At 63.5% G+C, this 14,957-nt stretch carries 14 protein-coding genes and 1 pseudogene; 10 read left to right on the top strand and 5 right to left on the bottom strand.

Features of this window, described 5'->3' with window-relative positions:
• Positions 1 to 66 precede the first annotated feature (66 nt).
• On the top strand, positions 67 to 813 hold the full coding sequence (locus tag ACDK93_RS07215; RefSeq protein ID WP_458071927.1) for a glucose 1-dehydrogenase: 747 nt from the start codon (positions 67 to 69) through the stop codon (positions 811 to 813).
• Between the two features lie 164 nt (positions 814 to 977).
• Here ACDK93_RS07215 and ACDK93_RS07210 read toward each other — a convergent pair whose 3' ends face one another.
• Positions 978 to 1,418 (bottom strand): BLUF domain-containing protein, encoded by a 441-nt coding sequence (locus tag ACDK93_RS07210; RefSeq protein ID WP_458071926.1) that lies wholly within the window; start codon positions 1,416 to 1,418, stop codon positions 978 to 980.
• Between the two features lie 480 nt (positions 1,419 to 1,898).
• On the opposite strand from ACDK93_RS07210, the gene ACDK93_RS07205 reads away from it, so the two are divergent.
• Positions 1,899 to 3,530 (top strand): glycosyltransferase family 39 protein, encoded by a 1,632-nt coding sequence (locus ACDK93_RS07205; RefSeq protein ID WP_458071925.1) that lies wholly within the window; start codon positions 1,899 to 1,901, stop codon positions 3,528 to 3,530.
• Here the strand turns inward: ACDK93_RS07205 and ACDK93_RS07200 are convergent.
• Positions 3,466 to 4,374, bottom strand: a complete 909-nt coding sequence (locus ACDK93_RS07200; protein WP_458071924.1) for a LysR family transcriptional regulator — start codon at positions 4,372 to 4,374, stop codon at positions 3,466 to 3,468. The genes ACDK93_RS07205 and ACDK93_RS07200 overlap by 65 nt on opposite strands.
• Positions 4,375 to 4,511: 137 nt before the next feature.
• Between ACDK93_RS07200 and ACDK93_RS07195 the strand changes: the two are divergent.
• The 4 genes and pseudogenes from ACDK93_RS07195 to dsbG form a co-directional block, all read left to right on the top strand.
• Positions 4,512 to 5,369, top strand: a pseudogene (locus ACDK93_RS07195) (NmrA/HSCARG family protein); the annotation flags it as partial.
• Between the two features lie 441 nt (positions 5,370 to 5,810).
• Positions 5,811 to 6,167, top strand: coding sequence for a hypothetical protein (locus ACDK93_RS07190; RefSeq protein ID WP_458071923.1), 357 nt, complete (start codon positions 5,811 to 5,813; stop codon positions 6,165 to 6,167).
• Positions 6,168 to 6,230: 63 nt separating this feature from the next.
• The gene (locus ACDK93_RS07185; protein WP_458071922.1) at positions 6,231 to 6,767 is read left to right on the top strand and encodes a Spy/CpxP family protein refolding chaperone; all 537 of its coding nucleotides are present in this window, start codon (positions 6,231 to 6,233) and stop codon (positions 6,765 to 6,767) included.
• A 175-nt stretch (positions 6,768 to 6,942) separates the two neighbouring features.
• Complete coding sequence (dsbG, locus tag ACDK93_RS07180; protein WP_458071921.1) at positions 6,943 to 7,539, top strand: thiol:disulfide interchange protein DsbG; 597 nt, start codon at positions 6,943 to 6,945, stop codon at positions 7,537 to 7,539.
• A gap of 152 nt (positions 7,540 to 7,691) precedes the next feature.
• On the opposite strand, the gene ACDK93_RS07175 is transcribed toward dsbG, so the two are convergent.
• On the bottom strand, positions 7,692 to 8,012 hold the full coding sequence (locus tag ACDK93_RS07175; RefSeq protein WP_458071920.1) for a hypothetical protein: 321 nt from the start codon (positions 8,010 to 8,012) through the stop codon (positions 7,692 to 7,694).
• A 767-nt stretch (positions 8,013 to 8,779) separates the two neighbouring features.
• Between ACDK93_RS07175 and ACDK93_RS07170 the strand changes: the two genes are divergently transcribed.
• Positions 8,780 to 9,625 carry an oxidoreductase gene (locus ACDK93_RS07170; protein WP_458071919.1) on the top strand — a complete coding sequence of 282 codons (846 nt, stop codon included), beginning with the start codon at positions 8,780 to 8,782 and terminating at the stop codon, positions 9,623 to 9,625.
• A 128-nt stretch (positions 9,626 to 9,753) separates the two neighbouring features.
• On the opposite strand, the gene ACDK93_RS07165 is transcribed toward ACDK93_RS07170, so the two are convergent.
• Positions 9,754 to 10,818, bottom strand: coding sequence for an NAD(P)-dependent alcohol dehydrogenase (locus tag ACDK93_RS07165; protein ID WP_458071918.1), 1,065 nt, complete (start codon positions 10,816 to 10,818; stop codon positions 9,754 to 9,756).
• A gap of 102 nt (positions 10,819 to 10,920) precedes the next feature.
• Between ACDK93_RS07165 and ACDK93_RS07160 the strand changes: the two genes are divergently transcribed.
• Positions 10,921 to 11,913, top strand: coding sequence for a LysR family transcriptional regulator (locus tag ACDK93_RS07160; protein WP_458071917.1), 993 nt, complete (start codon positions 10,921 to 10,923; stop codon positions 11,911 to 11,913).
• A 115-nt stretch (positions 11,914 to 12,028) separates the two neighbouring features.
• Positions 12,029 to 12,871, top strand: a complete 843-nt coding sequence (locus ACDK93_RS07155) for a class I SAM-dependent methyltransferase (RefSeq protein WP_458071916.1) — start codon at positions 12,029 to 12,031, stop codon at positions 12,869 to 12,871.
• A gap of 33 nt (positions 12,872 to 12,904) precedes the next feature.
• Here ACDK93_RS07155 and ACDK93_RS07150 read toward each other — a convergent pair whose 3' ends face one another.
• Positions 12,905 to 13,819: a LysR family transcriptional regulator gene (locus ACDK93_RS07150; RefSeq protein WP_458071915.1), complete on the bottom strand. Its 915-nt coding sequence runs from the start codon at positions 13,817 to 13,819 to the stop codon at positions 12,905 to 12,907.
• A 105-nt stretch (positions 13,820 to 13,924) separates the two neighbouring features.
• Between ACDK93_RS07150 and ACDK93_RS07145 the strand changes: the two genes are divergently transcribed.
• The gene (locus tag ACDK93_RS07145) at positions 13,925 to 14,806 is read left to right on the top strand and encodes an aldo/keto reductase family oxidoreductase (RefSeq protein WP_458071914.1); all 882 of its coding nucleotides are present in this window, start codon (positions 13,925 to 13,927) and stop codon (positions 14,804 to 14,806) included.
• The last annotated feature ends 151 nt before the right edge of the window (positions 14,807 to 14,957 follow it).

Raw genomic sequence — 14,957 nt, 5'->3', positions numbered from 1 at the left:
TGTTGCGAACTACGGGAGTTAAGAACCCCAATCAAACATCATTCACCCCAAATCAAAGGACACGTCATGAGCAAGCTCAGCGGTAAAGTCGCCATCGTCACAGGCGCATCCAAAGGCATTGGCGCCGCCATTGCCAAATCCCTGGCCGCGGCGGGCGCATCCGTCGTCGTGAACTACGCCTCCAGCAAGGAAGGCGCTGACAAAGTCGTCGCGGATATCACGCAGGCCGGCGGCAAGGCCGTGGCGGTCAAGGGTGACGTCTCCAAGGCGGGGGAAGCCAAGGGCATCGTCGATGCTGCCATCAACCACTACGGCAAACTCGATGTGCTGGTGAACAACTCCGGCGTCTACGCGTTTTCAGCGCTGGAGGAGATCACTGAGGAAGAGTTCCATCGCCAGTTCAATATCAACGTGCTGGGCCTGCTACTGACCACGCAGGCGGCGAGCAAGCATCTGGGCGAAGGGTCCAGCATCATCAATATCGGCTCGGTCGTCAGCCGCATCACCCCGCCCGGCAGCGCGATCTATACCGGCACAAAGGGCGCCGTTGATGCGATCACCGGCGTGCTGTCGCGTGAGCTGGGCCCGCGCAAGATCCGCGTCAACGCACTCAACCCGGGCATGGTCGAGACCGAGGGCGCGCATTCGGCCGGTTTCATCGGGTCGGATTTCGAAGCAGGCGCTGTAGCGCAAACCCCGCTCGGCCGTATCGGCCAGCCGAACGATATTGCTTCGATTGCCGTGTTCCTGGCCTCGGACGACTCAGCGTGGCTGACCGGCGAACTGCTGCTTGCTGGCGGTGGCGTGCGCTGATAGGTGCCGATACCGCAGTGACCGGTGGATGATCCGGTCGCCCGGCGACCAGACAAGCAAAAGGCCCCGCCGGAAACAGCGGGGTCTTTTTTTAATGCTGCATGCAAGTCGTTACTTGAAACGCCACACATTCAGCGTCGTTGCTCAGCCATCGGCGCTGGGCGTCACTCCACCACGGGATCTCCCTCGACGCTGTTATCAAGAAATTTCAGCAGCTCGTGCATGCCGGGCGACTCGGTCGAATGGTCTTCCATCCAGGGGCGCTCGCGCGACCACTGTTGCTGGCTGAGTTTCTGCAGCACGCTGGCGGGCGCATCGCGAAAACCCATGAACCACTTGCGGAACAGCCGCTGCGGTATCTGCCGGTATTCGAGCTCGACGATTTGGTGGTGCCGCCTTGAATCACGAATGCGCGCATAAACGCCGGCCACGTCGGCCTCCGCCCCTTCGAAATACTGAAAAAAGCGGCCTTCGCCATAGAGCAGCACGCCGGTAATGCCGATTGACGCATTAGTTGCACGGACGTCGACCAGCAGGCTGTCCATGTCTTCGCTCGACATGATTCGGGTCGCCTGACTCATGTACGCCACACCGAAAATATCCATGCATGTTCCACAACGTTGGGTCAGGACAGACTGCGGCTTCATTCTGCCGAGGATCTGATGAGGCAGGAATGCACCCGACGGCCCAAGCGGAGACACCGTTGGGCTTCGACAGTGCCTGCCAGAGAGGCTCTCGAGATCGGACTTTTCAAGGTGCAGCCTATGGTGACGGTTGCGATTTGTTGCTGCAAGCGCACGTAATCACTTGGAAGCAGGCTTGAGTAATGAAGACATGCCGCGCCAAGGATCGGACGCTGCGGCACCGGCAGACCTAGCCCACGACGACTACGCGAGCACACCGGAATGAACGGCGCACAACGTGCGGGCACGCGCCGACAACCAAACGCGGGGCCGGGCGTTTGCTTCGTGACTGCAGGCAAACCGGCCGACCGAACTGTCACATCGGTGAATTAGTTCTGGTCCCTCATACGGTGGTCTTCAATGTCGCTCCATCGCCACGGCTGACTCACTCTGAACACGCGCATGCTCACCGACACGCAGACGTCCGACCGCTCGGAAAAATTTTCGGCCCGCGATCTCGCATGGTTGCTGATCGTCGTATGGATCGGCCTGGCAGCGCGACTGCTGCACATCGACAGCCAGCCGTTTTGGCTCGACGAAGCGTTGACCTATCAGCGCGTCCATCTCGGTCTCGGCAACCTGATCACCGACAGCTTCAGCAACCGGCACATGCCGAGCTATTTCCTGATGCTGCAGGCACTCTCGCCCTTCGACCCGAACAATGCCGGATTGCGCATCCCTTCGGCATTATTCGGCAGCGCGTCGATCGCCGTGGTGTTCGCCATCGCGCGACGCGTTGCCGGTCGCGCCGCGGCTGTGGTCGCGGCCCTGTTGATGGCGCTGTCGCCGCTGCAGGTGCAGTACGGGCAGGAGGCGCGCTCGTACACTCTGGTCACCCTTCTGATCACCGTCGCACTATGGGGTATGGTGCGTCTGGCGCAGAACCCGCGCGGTGCTGCGCTGGATTTTCGCGATGCCGAGTTCGACCGCATTGGCTGGGGCGCTTATGTCATCGGCACGATCGGCGCGCTGGACGTACTCGGCGATGCGGCGCCGTGGCTGCTCGCCGCGAACCTGTCGCTGTATCTGATCTGGCGCAGCCTGCGTGCGTCGCACGGCAGCGAAGCGAATCGCGGATTTCGGCGGAACTGGCTGTTCAGCGCGGCCCTTATCCTGATTTTTTGCATACCTTTTTATGGCGCTATTCTCGCCTTCAGCGACGGCCAGATGCTGCAGAAGTTCGACTGGATTCCGCCGCTGAGCTGGCAGAGCCTGCGGGTTGCAGCGAAGAGCGCCTATCTGATGCGCATGGCCGCGGTAGTGCACTTCAGCGTGCTGCCCACCGCCGTACCCCTGCTGGGCGTGCTGGTCGCGCTACTGGGCTGCGTTGGCTTGTACCGCATGCGCGGCCGGCTCGAAGGTCGCGTTCTAGTGCTGGGATTTGCTCTGTTGCCGCTGCTGCTGCTGGCCGTATCGCTGGTGAAATCGATGGTGCTGCCGCGCTACATCCTGTGGAGTGCGGCGCCGTTTTTCATCCTGGCAGGGATCGGCGCGGCTGCATTGCCGCGCCGTATGCAACCAATGACGCTCACCGCGCTACTGCTGCTGTGTACGATCAATCTTCTGCCGATTTATCACACCGAAACGAAACCACGCTGGGACCGGGCCGCGGCGACGCTGGCAGCCCAGGTTCGCCCCGGCGATACGGTGTTCACCGACGATACGAACGCGCCCACCATGCTGGCCGTGTTGCAGCCTAAAGACCAGGCGCCGATCGACCAATCTGCGCTGGTGACATCGAAGCTCGATGTGGCGCTGGCACGCTGGAAACGGGGTAGCCGCGTCTGGGCCGTCAACGGGCGCTCGGCCATGGGACCTGGCACGACGCTCGATACGTTCAAGAGCCGCATCGCTGCCCTGGGTACGCCAGCACTGGAAATTCCCGAGGGCAAGGAAATCACGATACTGCTGTTCGGCGCACCGGATACGGCCGAGTCGAACCCGGCACACGACGATGCGACGTGGCCACTCACCCCACCGATCGCGACAGCGATCGAAAGCCTTCCGGTGAGCCGTCGACGAATTGCTCCGTAAGCATGCGGATAAACGCGGAGACCTTGCGGCTCACGTGACGATGTGGCGCATACAGCGCCCATACCTCAAGACGCCGCCCCACCGCCGTGCCCCATTGGGCCAGACGACCGGCGTCGAGATCGGCCTGCACCAGCGAGCGCGGCATCATCGCCACACCGGCCCCCTCCAGCACCGCGTCGTGGACCATCGGCATGGATGACAGGCGCAGAACGGCGCGTGTGTGGAGCTGCCGGGTTTGCCCATCGTGCTCGATTGTCCACGGTGAGCTCTCGGGCGCACCGAGCAAGAGCACGGCGGGCAGCGGCGCATCGTCAGTGGCCGACTCGGGGCGCTTCATCGCTGGCGGCCCCACCACGATCGGCTCGTCGCGCAGAAAACAGCGGCCGGCCAGTTCGGTGGTCGGCTCCGGATTGGCGCGCAACACCAGGTCATAACCGTCTGCCAACGGATCGATGAAGCGATCGTCGGCGGTGATTTCCAGCTGCACATCGGGATAGGCCGCCGCATAGCGCGCGGCAATGCGGCCCAGTCCACGCTGCGCGAACAGTACCGGTGCGTTGATGCGCAGACGGCCGTGCGGCAAACCCACCTCGCCGATCAGCGCCTGCTTGATGTCGTCGATGCGATCGAGCAGCGCGGACGTTTGCTCATGCAGTGCGGCGCCGTCGTCGGTGAGGCGCAAGGTACGCGCGCCGCGTTCGATCAGGTGCACGCCGAGCGAATCCTCCAATTGCCGGACCCGCCGCGACAGCGTCGCCTTCGGTCGCCCCGTCGCCCGACTGGCGTGACTGAAACCACCGTGGTGGGCCACGGCGTTGAAATCGGCCAGCGCTTCGAGGTCCATATACGTTCCATTTTTGAGACTTTACGTCCCAATTATGCGTCTTTCGTTTCTTTTTAGAAACGAACAGAGTAGCTCCGTACCCGCTCCACAACGCAACCGACCAAACCCATTCTCACCGAAACAAAAGGAGTAACGACATGAGCATTCTCGTCACTGGCAGTACCGGTGCCATCGGCACCCAGGTCGTCAACGGTCTGGTGGCGCAACACGCCACCGTCCATGCGCTGACCCGCAACCCCGACAAGGCCAGCTTTCCCGAGGGCGTGCGCGCCGTCGCCGGCGAAATGACCGACGTCGAGTCCATGCGCGCCGCGCTGAAGAACGTCGATACGCTGTTCCTGCTTAACGCGGTCGTCGCCGACGAAGTCACGCAGGCGCTGATCGCGCTGAACCTGGCGCGCGAAGCCGGCATCCAGCGCATCGTCTACTTCTCGGTGCAGAACAGCGACGCGTTCACCGACGTGCCGCACTTCACCGGCAAATACACGGTGGAACGTGCGATCGAACAGCTCGACCTGCCGGCCACCGTGCTGCGCCCGTCCTACTTCATGCAGAACGACGCCATGATGAAAGGCGCGCTGGAGAACGGCGTCTACCCGATGCCGCTGGGCGAACTGGGGGTGTCGATGATCGACACCCGCGATATCGCAGAGATCGCCGTCGCCTCGCTGCTGCGCCGCGAACAGGCCAGTACCCCCCTGCCGCGCGACGTGATCGAACTGGTCGGTCCCGATGCCATCACCGGCACGGACGCCGCCGCGATCTGGTCCGAAACCCTGGGCAAGCCGGTGGCCTACGGCGGCAACGATCTGGTCGGTTTCGAAAAGAACATGGCCAGCCGTGCGCCGTCGTGGTCCGCCTACGACATTCGCCTGATGCTGGCGCGTTTCCAGAGCGACGGCATGCTGCCCAAGCCCGGCGCCATCGACATCATGTCCGGCATCCTCAGCCACGCGCCGCGCTCGTATCGGGAATTCGCCAAGGAGACGGCGGCCTCGTGGAAAGCGCGAAGTCGCGGTACGGCGTATTACCGTCATGCCAAAAGCCAGGCGGGACGAATCGCATGGACGTGAACCGGTCGAATTCACCAGGTCACCATCACCATGGAGCCGCGCGCAAAAAGCGGCTCCTTTTTTTGCAGGCTCCGCAGAGGATGGCAGCATCCATCCCATGATGCGCCCACCACCCAGACGGCGTATGGATAAAGCGCCGTTGCGGCATGCAATCGCCGCAAGGCGTTGCCCGAAGCGTCGAAGCGAGGCATACGTTAAATCCCCACTCACACAGATGCGCCTAGACTCGATCCGCGACGGGGCAGCCATGGCATGGCGCATGATGTGTGCCGTCGACTTTCATCAGCTTCAGGACACCTGGTCGCGCACATAATGATGCGCGATGCGGGCGATCATCCGCCCTACCGTGAGGAGCATACGTTCATGACTCACATCGCTCGAATCCCGTTTTATCGCTACCTCACTGCAGCCGTGATGGGCGTCGCGGTGACCGTCGTTGCGGTGCCCGTCCAGGCCCAGCGCTACGGGCACGGCTATCACGGCCGCCCGCAGCCGCACTACGACCGCCGCAACGACAACCGCTATCGCGACCGCGGTCGCGGCGGCGGCAACGGCGGTCTCATCGCCGGTGCCCTGCTCGGTGTGATTGCTGGCGCCGCGATTTCGAATGCTGCCCAGAGGCCACCGCCGGACGTGGTGTACTCCTCGCCACCGCCGCCTCCGCCACCGGGTGTTGTCTATTACAACAACAGCTATCCGCCGCCGCAGAACGGCTACTAATCAGCGCGACGCGCCCGCAAGGGCCGCTGTCGATCACGCCACGCGAATCGGAGCATCCAATCCATGAAACAAACCTTTCGTCATCTCGCAGCGCCTGTCCTGCTGTCACTTGCCATTTTCACCACAGCCGGCTTTGCGCAACAGGCACCGGCATCCGCCAGCAGCTCCGCGATGTCTTCCTCATCCATGGCAAAGGGCCATGCGCAGAAGCATGCCGACGTGGTCGAGCAGAGAATTGCCGAACTGCATAGCCAGCTCAACATTACCGATCAGCAGTCCAAGCAGTGGAATGCCTTTGCGCAGACCATGCGCGACAACGCCACGAAAACCGATAGCGCATTCCGCGAGCGCGCCAGCAAGCTCTCGGGTATGAGCGCAGACGATGCCATGAAGTCCTATGCCGCTCTGGCGCAGCAGCATGCGGAAAACATGCAGAAGCTGTCGTCAGCCTTCAGCGACCTGTATGGCGTACTGTCGCCTGAGCAAAAGCAGGTAGCCGACGCGATGTACCGCAATGAACGCGCCAAAAAGAAAGCCGCTCATGCGTCACACAAGCACGGCAAGACCACGGCACCGGCGACCGCCGCTTCGGCTGGATGATTGACCCCGTTTGCAAGCCGTACAAGAAGGCCGCCTTTCGGGCGGCTTTCTTGTCAGCGCCCCTCACTGCTGTGCATCGGCCATCCGCCGGCGGGACGCGGCTATAGTGACTGGCAACGCATGCGGAACGAACCAAGCTCACGCATTGGCATGCCGATCACGGGAGAAACCAGTCATGAAGCGATCGAGGTTAGTTGGACTGCTTGCGGGCACCTTTCTTGTGCTCTCGACAGCTCACGCCTTGGCTCCCGCCGTCATCGATGATGAAACGTCATCGAATCCGAGCCCGACGTCCAGCGTCGATCCCTCGTGGGCCGCGCTGGACAAATCGACGTGGATCGTGGAAGGCAACCCCAGGGCCAGACATATCGTCTATGTGTTCACCGACACCGAGTGCAAATACTGCCGCAAGCTATGGCAGGCAATGCAACCTTTCCTGAAAACCGGCCAGCTGCAGACGCGCCACGTCATGGTGGCGGTGATCGCCGAGGACAGCGCGGGACGCGGGGCGGCGATGCTGGACGCCGCCCATCCCGCGGCGGCACTGAAGGCCAATGAGGATTCCAGAGAGCCGCGCCTGGCACCAGAGTCGCCCATTCCCCGGGCCACGCTGACAAAGCTTGCCCACAACGAAACGCTGATGCATACGCTCGGCGCACAGGGAACGCCGGCCATCGTCTATCTCGATCACGACGGCAACGTGAAGATGGCCCAGGGCGTGCCGCCGCCCGACGTCATGGCACAGATTTTCGGAAACGCCGCGGCGCACTGACTGATCGGCAGCGGTGAAGTCTGGCGGCCGCCAAGTAACCCTGGCCGCCTTCGTTGGCTTCCGTCAGTGCGCTGCCGGGAACGGCACCAGCAAAAAGCAAGGGCCTGGCCTCCTCAGACCACCGATGCCGTCCCCGCCCCGATCTCGACAGGCTATTTCGGATGCGCCATCGCGAAAGCATCAGCCTTCTTGATCTGCGCCCGCGGATTTTTCAGGAACTTCGCCTTCGCGGCCGCATTGCCGAAACAGTATTCCTTGCCGTCTTTCGCCGTCCAGTTGACCGAACAGTCGGTGGAAACGTGTTTTCCCTCTGCCATGGCCTCGGCGCACTGACCACCGTACTGGGCGTTGGCGACAGCGGCATGAGCAATGCTGCCGAAGCCGATTACCGTCAATGCCGCGAGAGAGACCATGGCAAGACGCCTGGATGTCGGGCTGACGGACGATGCCTGCGTTGTGCTGATCATTTTCATGTCGTCTCCATGCAAGCTCAAAGTGACCAGGCCGAAACGGTCTGGCTGCGTGTTGTACGCGCACTTACGCGCCAGCCTGAAAATCGTTGCGTAGATGAACGCACAGGGTGAAACGGTCACCCCGCAGCAGAATGATTTTGCAACTCGATTCCGCTGCAGGCCCGTCGATCAATTGGACGTCCATACAGAACCGCCCAGCGAAATGTCCCATATTCCGCAACGGCAATATGCGCCGGCAAATCGGCAGCGTCAAAGAGGTGGTTTGCGATGCCGCGCAACGAGTACATCTCGCGTCGCAACAATCCCTTCGCATCTGCCGATCAGCGCACTGACTGAAGATCTCGACCGGCTGGCCGCAGCACGAGAAAATGGTGCCGCAGGGCGGCTGCATTTTCCGGCACCGACCCACGCTGCACCGCGCCATTTTCCGGCTTCAGCGGACGATGCCGGGGTGCTTCGAACGCTGAGCCATGCGGCGTTGAATTCGGCTCCAACTTTTATCTTTTCTGCAGCGCCCGACCATGGGAGCGCGTTCGTCCCGGCTCCGGAAATACGCAAAGCAGGCCGGGAGACTTTGGGCGTCTCGCGTCATCGTCGCATGCGCCGCGAGGCATTTGCACCCTCGCGGAAGTCTTTATTGCGAGCCCGTGCTGGCGCCAGGGGAAACGCCCGTGCGCTGCGGCGCTTTTCAACGAGTTCACGCCTGCGAACTTATGCTTGCACCCAATGATTCGCAGCATCCGCTTCCACGCTTACAGGAAACACCCATGTCCGATAAAAAAACCGTCTGGTTCATCACCGGCTGCTCCACCGGCCTTGGCCGCGCGTTCGCACAGCGCGTTATCGAGAGCGGCGCGCGTGCGGTCATTACGGCACGCGATGCCTCCAAAGTGGCGGACCTCGTGGCCGGTCACGAAGAGCAGGCGCTGGCCGTGGCGCTGGACGTCAACGATGCCGCGCAGATCAAGGCCGCGGTGAAAGCCGCCGAGGACAAGTTTGGCCGCATCGACGTGCTGGTCAACAACGCCGGCTACGGCTATCAGTCCACTATTGAAGAAGGTGAGGACAAGGAAATCCGCGCCCAGTTCGAGGCCAACGTCTTCGGCCTGTTCGCCATGACCCAGGCCGTACTGCCGGGCATGCGCACGCGGCGCCAGGGGCACATCTTCAATATCACTTCGGTCGCTGGCTTCGTCGGATTTCCGGGTTCGGGTTTCTACGCGGCCAGCAAGCATGCGGTGGAGGGCTGGGCCGACGCACTGGCCGCCGAGGTCGAGTCGCTTGGCATCAAGGTCACCTGCATCGAGCCGGGTCCGTTCCGCACCGACTGGGCGGGTCGCTCGCTCAGGCAGACGCCGAGCAGGATCGCCGACTATGCCGATACCGCCGCCGCACGCATGCGCAGCACCAGCGAAGGCAGCGGCAAGCAGGCCGGGGATCCGGCCCTCGCCGCGCAGGCGATGATCGACCTGGTCGGTCACCCCAACCCGCCGCGCCATCTGGTGCTTGGCGCGTGGGGCGTGGAAAAGGTCACCGCCTATCTGGAAGGTGTGCTGGAAGAGATGAAGACATGGCGAAGCGTCGGCCTGGCGACCGACTCTCCCGAGAAGTAATACGGATTCAAGCCAGCAGGCAAGGGCCACGGCTCTCGCCTGCATTTGCAGCGATAAAACCAGCCATAGAAAAAGGCCGCCTGATACAGGCGGCCTTTTTCGTTTGACGCTTTAACGGCTGGCTTGAATCAGGCGGCCGCGCCCTCTTTCTTCAGGCTGGCCATGTCGATCACGAAGCGATATTTCACGTCGCTCTTGAGCATGCGCTCGTAGGCCTCGTTGATGTTCTGGATGTCGATCTTCTCGATCTCCGAGACGATGCCGTGCTCGGCGCAGAAATCCAGCATCTCCTGCGTTTCGGCAATGCCGCCGATCAGCGAGCCGGCCAGCGAACGACGGCCGAAGATCAGCGCACCAGCGGCGAGTTCTGCCGGCTTGTCCGGCACACCGACCAGGGTCATGGTGCCCTCGCGCTTGAGCATCTGCAGATAGACGTCCAGATCGTGCTTGGCCGACACGGTGTCGAGGATGAAGTCGAAGGTGCCTGCGTGGGCCTTCATCTGCTCGGCATTGTTCGACAGCACCACGTCATCGGCGCCCAGACGCAGCGCGTCCGCACGCTTGGACTCCGAGGTGGTGAACTGCACCACGGTGGCGCCGAAGGCGTGCGCCAGCTTCAGCGCCATGTGGCCCAGGCCGCCCAGGCCGACCACGCCAACCTTGCTGCCCTTGCCGACTTTCCAGTGCTTCAGCGGCGAATAGGTGGTGATGCCGGCGCACAGCAGCGGAGCCGCTGCGGCGGGGTCGAGCTTGTCGGAAATATGCAGGGTGAACGCCTCGTCCACCACGACCTGGCTGGAATAGCCGCCCTGGGTGGCGGTGCCGTCGTGACGGTCCTTGCTGGCGTAGGTGAAGGTTGCGCCCTTCTCGCAGAACTGCTCGAGGTCTTCCTTGCAGCTGGCGCATTCGCGGCACGAATCGACCATGCAGCCGACGCCGGCCATGTCGCCAACCTTGAACTTGGTCACGCCTTTGCCGACCGCGGTCACGCGGCCGATGATCTCGTGGCCCGGCACGATCGGGTACTTGCCCTGACCCCACTCATCGCGAACGGTGTGCACGTCCGAATGGCAGACGCCGCAGTAGAGGATGTCGATGACGACGTCGTGGTCGCGCGGATCGCGGCGCTCGAAGCGGTACGGCGCCAGCGGCGCTTTGGCCGACGAGGCGGCATAGCTGAGAGTGGGAAGCATGGAATGTCTCCTTTGGGGGGAAGTAAGCCTGCATAGATTACGCGTTGAATAGCAACCGTAGTAGTCTCAATACCGGCTTTCAAAAACAACTTGGAGTTTCCAATGGATCGGCTTCGCGCGATCGAGACCTTTCTCAAGGCGATCGATCTGGGCAGCTTCAACCGCACGGCCTCGGCCCAGGGCATCACGCCGCAGGCGGTGAGCAAGGCGGTACGCCAGCTCGAGCGCGAACTTGGGGTGCAGCTATTCCGCCGCAGCACGCGCAAAAGCAGCCTGACCGAGGAAGGCCGTCGCTTCGCCGACAAGGTGCGGCCGGGTATCGAGCTGGTCAACAGCGCCTGGCAGCAGGTGCAGAGCGCCGTCACCGAAGAACAGGGCACGATCCGCCTCAGCGCCTCTCCGACCCTGGGCCGCGCTTTTCTGGTGCCGCTGATCGGCGCGTTTCGCAAGGCTTATCCGGGCGTGCTGGTCGAGCTGCTGCTGGACGATCGCTACACCGACCTGATCGGCAGCGACATCGACATCGGCTTCCGCAGCGGCTTTCCGCCGGACGCACAGCTGGTGGTGCGCGAGCTGTTTCGCATCCAGCTGCTGATCTGCGCCAGCCCGGCCTATCTGGCCGAACACGGCGTGCCGACAAAACGCGTACATCTGGAACAACATCAGCTCACCGGCGCGCGTCACCCCAATACCGGCCGCATTTCGCCGTGGGAGTTTCAGGACAAGGGCGAGCTGCGCTTCGGCGATCTGCCGGCCGGCTTCACCAGCAATGATCCCGAAGCCGAAACCCAGGCCGTGGTGGACGGGCTCGGCATCGGCCAGCTGGACAGCATCAGCGCCGCCGGCCACCTGCGCAGCGGCGCGCTGGTGCCCCTGATGCTCGACCAGCTCAACGAGCGCTACGGCGTCTACATGTACTACGCCCAGCGCACTGAAATGCCCAGCCGCGTGCGTGCCTTTATCGATTTCGTGATGGCGCAGACCGGCAGCGCGACCGCCTGTCGTCTCACCGCTGAGGAATTGAAGACGCTGCACCGTCGAGGCATGCGCGCCGCGGCGCCAGGCAAGCCGGCGCGACAACCGAAGCACGCATGAGCCGCCAGCTCAGCCCTCCCACTTTGCCGTACATTTAGCGCCGGTGGCGCACCAGTACGTTACGATTCCGTGCTCGTCGGCTTGCGGCCGGCTGCCGTCGTACCAGGAGCACTTCGTGTCGCATTGTTCCAGCCCGCTGCTGACTCGCCCGATTGCCGACGCGCTTCTCGCGGCGCGCGATGCCGGCGCCAGCACATGGAGCGGCAGCGTCGACCTGGGACGGTCGACCATCAGCATCACGCTGGAACAAGACGCCTGGCAGTGGCGCGACCGGCCATACCCTTACGCGCCGAAACTGAAAGACCGCACGATTTATCACTGGGACGGCGAGGAGTTCGCGCCGGTGTCGCGCTTTGCCGAGTCGCTGATCAAGCTGGTGCCCACCGAGTGGGGTGCGCCCACGTTCGAAATTGACGGCATCAAGATGCTGCCGACCTCGAAGGAGTCGCCGTTCGAGGACGCGCGGCGCAAGGTGGCGCTGATTGAACCGCGCGGCAAGATGGTGCTCGATACCTGCGGCGGCCTGGGCTACTTCGCCGCCTGCTGCCTCGAAGCCGGCGTGGCGCATATCCACTCGCTGGAAAAGAATGCCGACGTGCTGTGGCTGCGCACGCTCAATCCCTGGTCGCCCGATCCGGACGGTGTTGCCAGCGGCGGTCGCCTGCAGCTCAATCATGCCGACGTGTCGCAGGCGATCACGCAGATTGCCGACGCCTCCGTCGACGCGCTGCTGCACGACCCACCGCGCTTCGGCATCGCCGGCGAGCTTTATTCGCAGGTCTTCTACGACCACCTCGCGCGCGTGCTGCGTCGCGGCGGCCGGCTGTTCCACTACACCGGCAGCCCGAACAAGCTCACCAGCGGCCGTGACGTGCCCAACGAGGTGGCCAAACGGCTCGAAAAAGCCGGCTTCAAGGCACAGCTGGCGCTGGATGGCGTGCTGGCGACGCGGCGCTGAGCCTGCGCGATAGCGGCCATCGTCGAGCGTTGCTCAGCCTTCCATCGAAGCGCGCCGCGCCTGGATGAAATCGACAAACGCGCGCAGCGGCGCGGGCAGATGGTGGCGCCCCGGATAGTAGAGGAACGGTCCGGAGAACCGCTGCCACCAGGGCTCGAGCACAGGCTCGAGCGCACCGCTGTCCAGATACGGGCGCAGCCAGTCCTCGAACAATTGGATGACGCCACAGCCGGCGACCGCGGCGTCCACGGCCAGATCGGTCGCTGCACCGATGCGCACGATCAGCGGGCCGGACGGCTCCACCGTGACGATCTCGCCGTTACGCTCGAACTCCCAGGGGTACATGACACCGCTGGAGAACCGTCCGCGCAGGCAGGCATGCGCGAGCAGGTCGCGCGGATGATCCGGGCGACCGCGGCGGTCCAGATACGCCGGCGATGCCGCCGTCGCGTAGCGCTGCACGCGCGGACCGATCGGCAGCGCAATCATGTCCTGTTCCAGCCGCTCGTCGTAGCGAATGCCGGCGTCGCAACCGGCCGCAAGTACATCGACAAAGCTGTCTTCGGCGACGATCTCCAGCCGGATATCGGGATAGGCCGCGAGAAACGGCGGCAGGATCTGCGGCAGCACCAGCCGCGCCGCACTCACCGGCACGTTCAGCCGCAGCGTGCCGGCCGGGCGGTCGCGAAAGCCGTTGACCACATCCAGCGCCGCCTCGACCTCGCCCAGCGCCGGGCCCAGCCGATCGAGCAGCCGCGCCCCGGCCTCGGTGGTGGCCACGCTGCGCGTGGTGCGGTTGAGCAACCTGACGCCGAGCGTACTTTCCAGCCGACGCACGGCCTCGCTCAGACTGGATGCGCTGCCATCCAACTTACGTGCGGCATCGCGGAACCCGCCGGCCTGCGCCACGGCCACAAAGGCGGAAAGATCGGCAAGGTTCGGCGGCATTGTTCGATTTTCCATACGGCCCGTGCCGATTGCACCCGCTTATCATACAAGTGCCGAGTGCCTATATTTCAGGTCCCCGACAGCAAACACCCTGAGAGAAAAGCCATGAACGATATCCTTAAAGCCGGCACGTTCAAGCTCGGCGATCGCACTGTAAAGCGCCTGGGCTACGGCGCCATGCAACTGGCCGGCAAGGGCGTGTTTGGCCCGCCGAAAGATCGCGACGGCGCGCTCGCCGTGCTGCGCGAGGCGATCGCCAGCGGCGTCGATCACATCGACACCAGCGATTTCTACGGCCCGCACGTCACCAATCAGATCATCCGCGAAGCGCTGCATCCCTATGCCGACGATCTGGTGATCGTCACCAAGGTCGGCGCGCGGCGTGGCGAGGACGGCTCGTGGAATCCCGCGTTCTCCAGGGAAGACCTCACCCGTGCCGTGCACGACAATCTGCGCAACCTGGGCGTCGATGCGCTCGACGTGGTCAACCTGCGCCTGATGTTCGACGTGCACGGCCCCGCCGAGGGTTCGCTCGAAGCGCCGCTGACGGTGCTGGCCGAACTGCAGCAGCAGGGCCTGATTCGTCATCTCGGCCTGAGCAACGTCACGCGCACGCAGGTGGCCGAAGGACGCACCATCGCGGAAATTGTCGGCGTGCAGAATCAGTACAACCTCGCCCACCGCCACGACGACGCCCTGATCGACGAACTTGCCGCGGCCGGCATCCCCTACGTACCGTTTTTCCCGCTCGGCGGCTTCACCCCGCTGCAATCGACCGCGCTGTCCGACGTCGCCACGCAGCTCGATGCCACGCCGATGCAGGTGGCGCTCGCCTGGCTGCTGCAGCGCTCGCCGAATATCCTGCTGATTCCGGGCACCTCGTCGGTGGCGCATCTGCGCGAAAACCTGGCCGCAGCGGAAATCACGCTGCCAGACGACGCGCTCAAAGCGCTCGATAGCATCGGGAGCGCTCAGGCTCACGGCTAAGGCCGGCTTGGCAGCCTGCTGGAAATACCTGCGAGCGCGCTGCGAGATTTCTTCGCGGACTAGCCGTCCAAAACCAGCGAGGGCAAAAGCAGCCATCGATGCTTTTGCCCTCATTGGTAACGCTGGGCGGCAATAGCGCCGCCGGTTCGCG

This window comes from Rhodanobacter sp. BL-MT-08 (assembly GCF_054161255.1).
This window is presented reverse-complemented; position numbering and strand designations above follow the sequence as displayed.

Excerpts from the sequence above, each read along its gene's own strand:
- ACDK93_RS07215 (WP_458071927.1), top strand. The coding sequence starts at position 67 with ATGAGCAAGCTCAGCGGTAAAGTCGCCATCGTCACAGGCGCATCCAAA.
- ACDK93_RS07210 (WP_458071926.1), bottom strand. The coding sequence starts at position 1,418 with ATGGATATTTTCGGTGTGGCGTACATGAGTCAGGCGACCCGAATCATG.
- ACDK93_RS07205 (WP_458071925.1), top strand. The coding sequence starts at position 1,899 with ATGCTCACCGACACGCAGACGTCCGACCGCTCGGAAAAATTTTCGGCC.
- ACDK93_RS07200 (WP_458071924.1), bottom strand. The coding sequence starts at position 4,374 with ATGGACCTCGAAGCGCTGGCCGATTTCAACGCCGTGGCCCACCACGGT.
- ACDK93_RS07190 (WP_458071923.1), top strand. The coding sequence starts at position 5,811 with ATGACTCACATCGCTCGAATCCCGTTTTATCGCTACCTCACTGCAGCC.
- ACDK93_RS07185 (WP_458071922.1), top strand. The coding sequence starts at position 6,231 with ATGAAACAAACCTTTCGTCATCTCGCAGCGCCTGTCCTGCTGTCACTT.
- dsbG (WP_458071921.1), top strand. The coding sequence starts at position 6,943 with ATGAAGCGATCGAGGTTAGTTGGACTGCTTGCGGGCACCTTTCTTGTG.
- ACDK93_RS07175 (WP_458071920.1), bottom strand. The coding sequence starts at position 8,012 with ATGAAAATGATCAGCACAACGCAGGCATCGTCCGTCAGCCCGACATCC.
- ACDK93_RS07170 (WP_458071919.1), top strand. The coding sequence starts at position 8,780 with ATGTCCGATAAAAAAACCGTCTGGTTCATCACCGGCTGCTCCACCGGC.
- ACDK93_RS07165 (WP_458071918.1), bottom strand. The coding sequence starts at position 10,818 with ATGCTTCCCACTCTCAGCTATGCCGCCTCGTCGGCCAAAGCGCCGCTG.
- ACDK93_RS07160 (WP_458071917.1), top strand. The coding sequence starts at position 10,921 with ATGGATCGGCTTCGCGCGATCGAGACCTTTCTCAAGGCGATCGATCTG.
- ACDK93_RS07150 (WP_458071915.1), bottom strand. The coding sequence starts at position 13,819 with ATGCCGCCGAACCTTGCCGATCTTTCCGCCTTTGTGGCCGTGGCGCAG.
- ACDK93_RS07145 (WP_458071914.1), top strand. The coding sequence starts at position 13,925 with ATGAACGATATCCTTAAAGCCGGCACGTTCAAGCTCGGCGATCGCACT.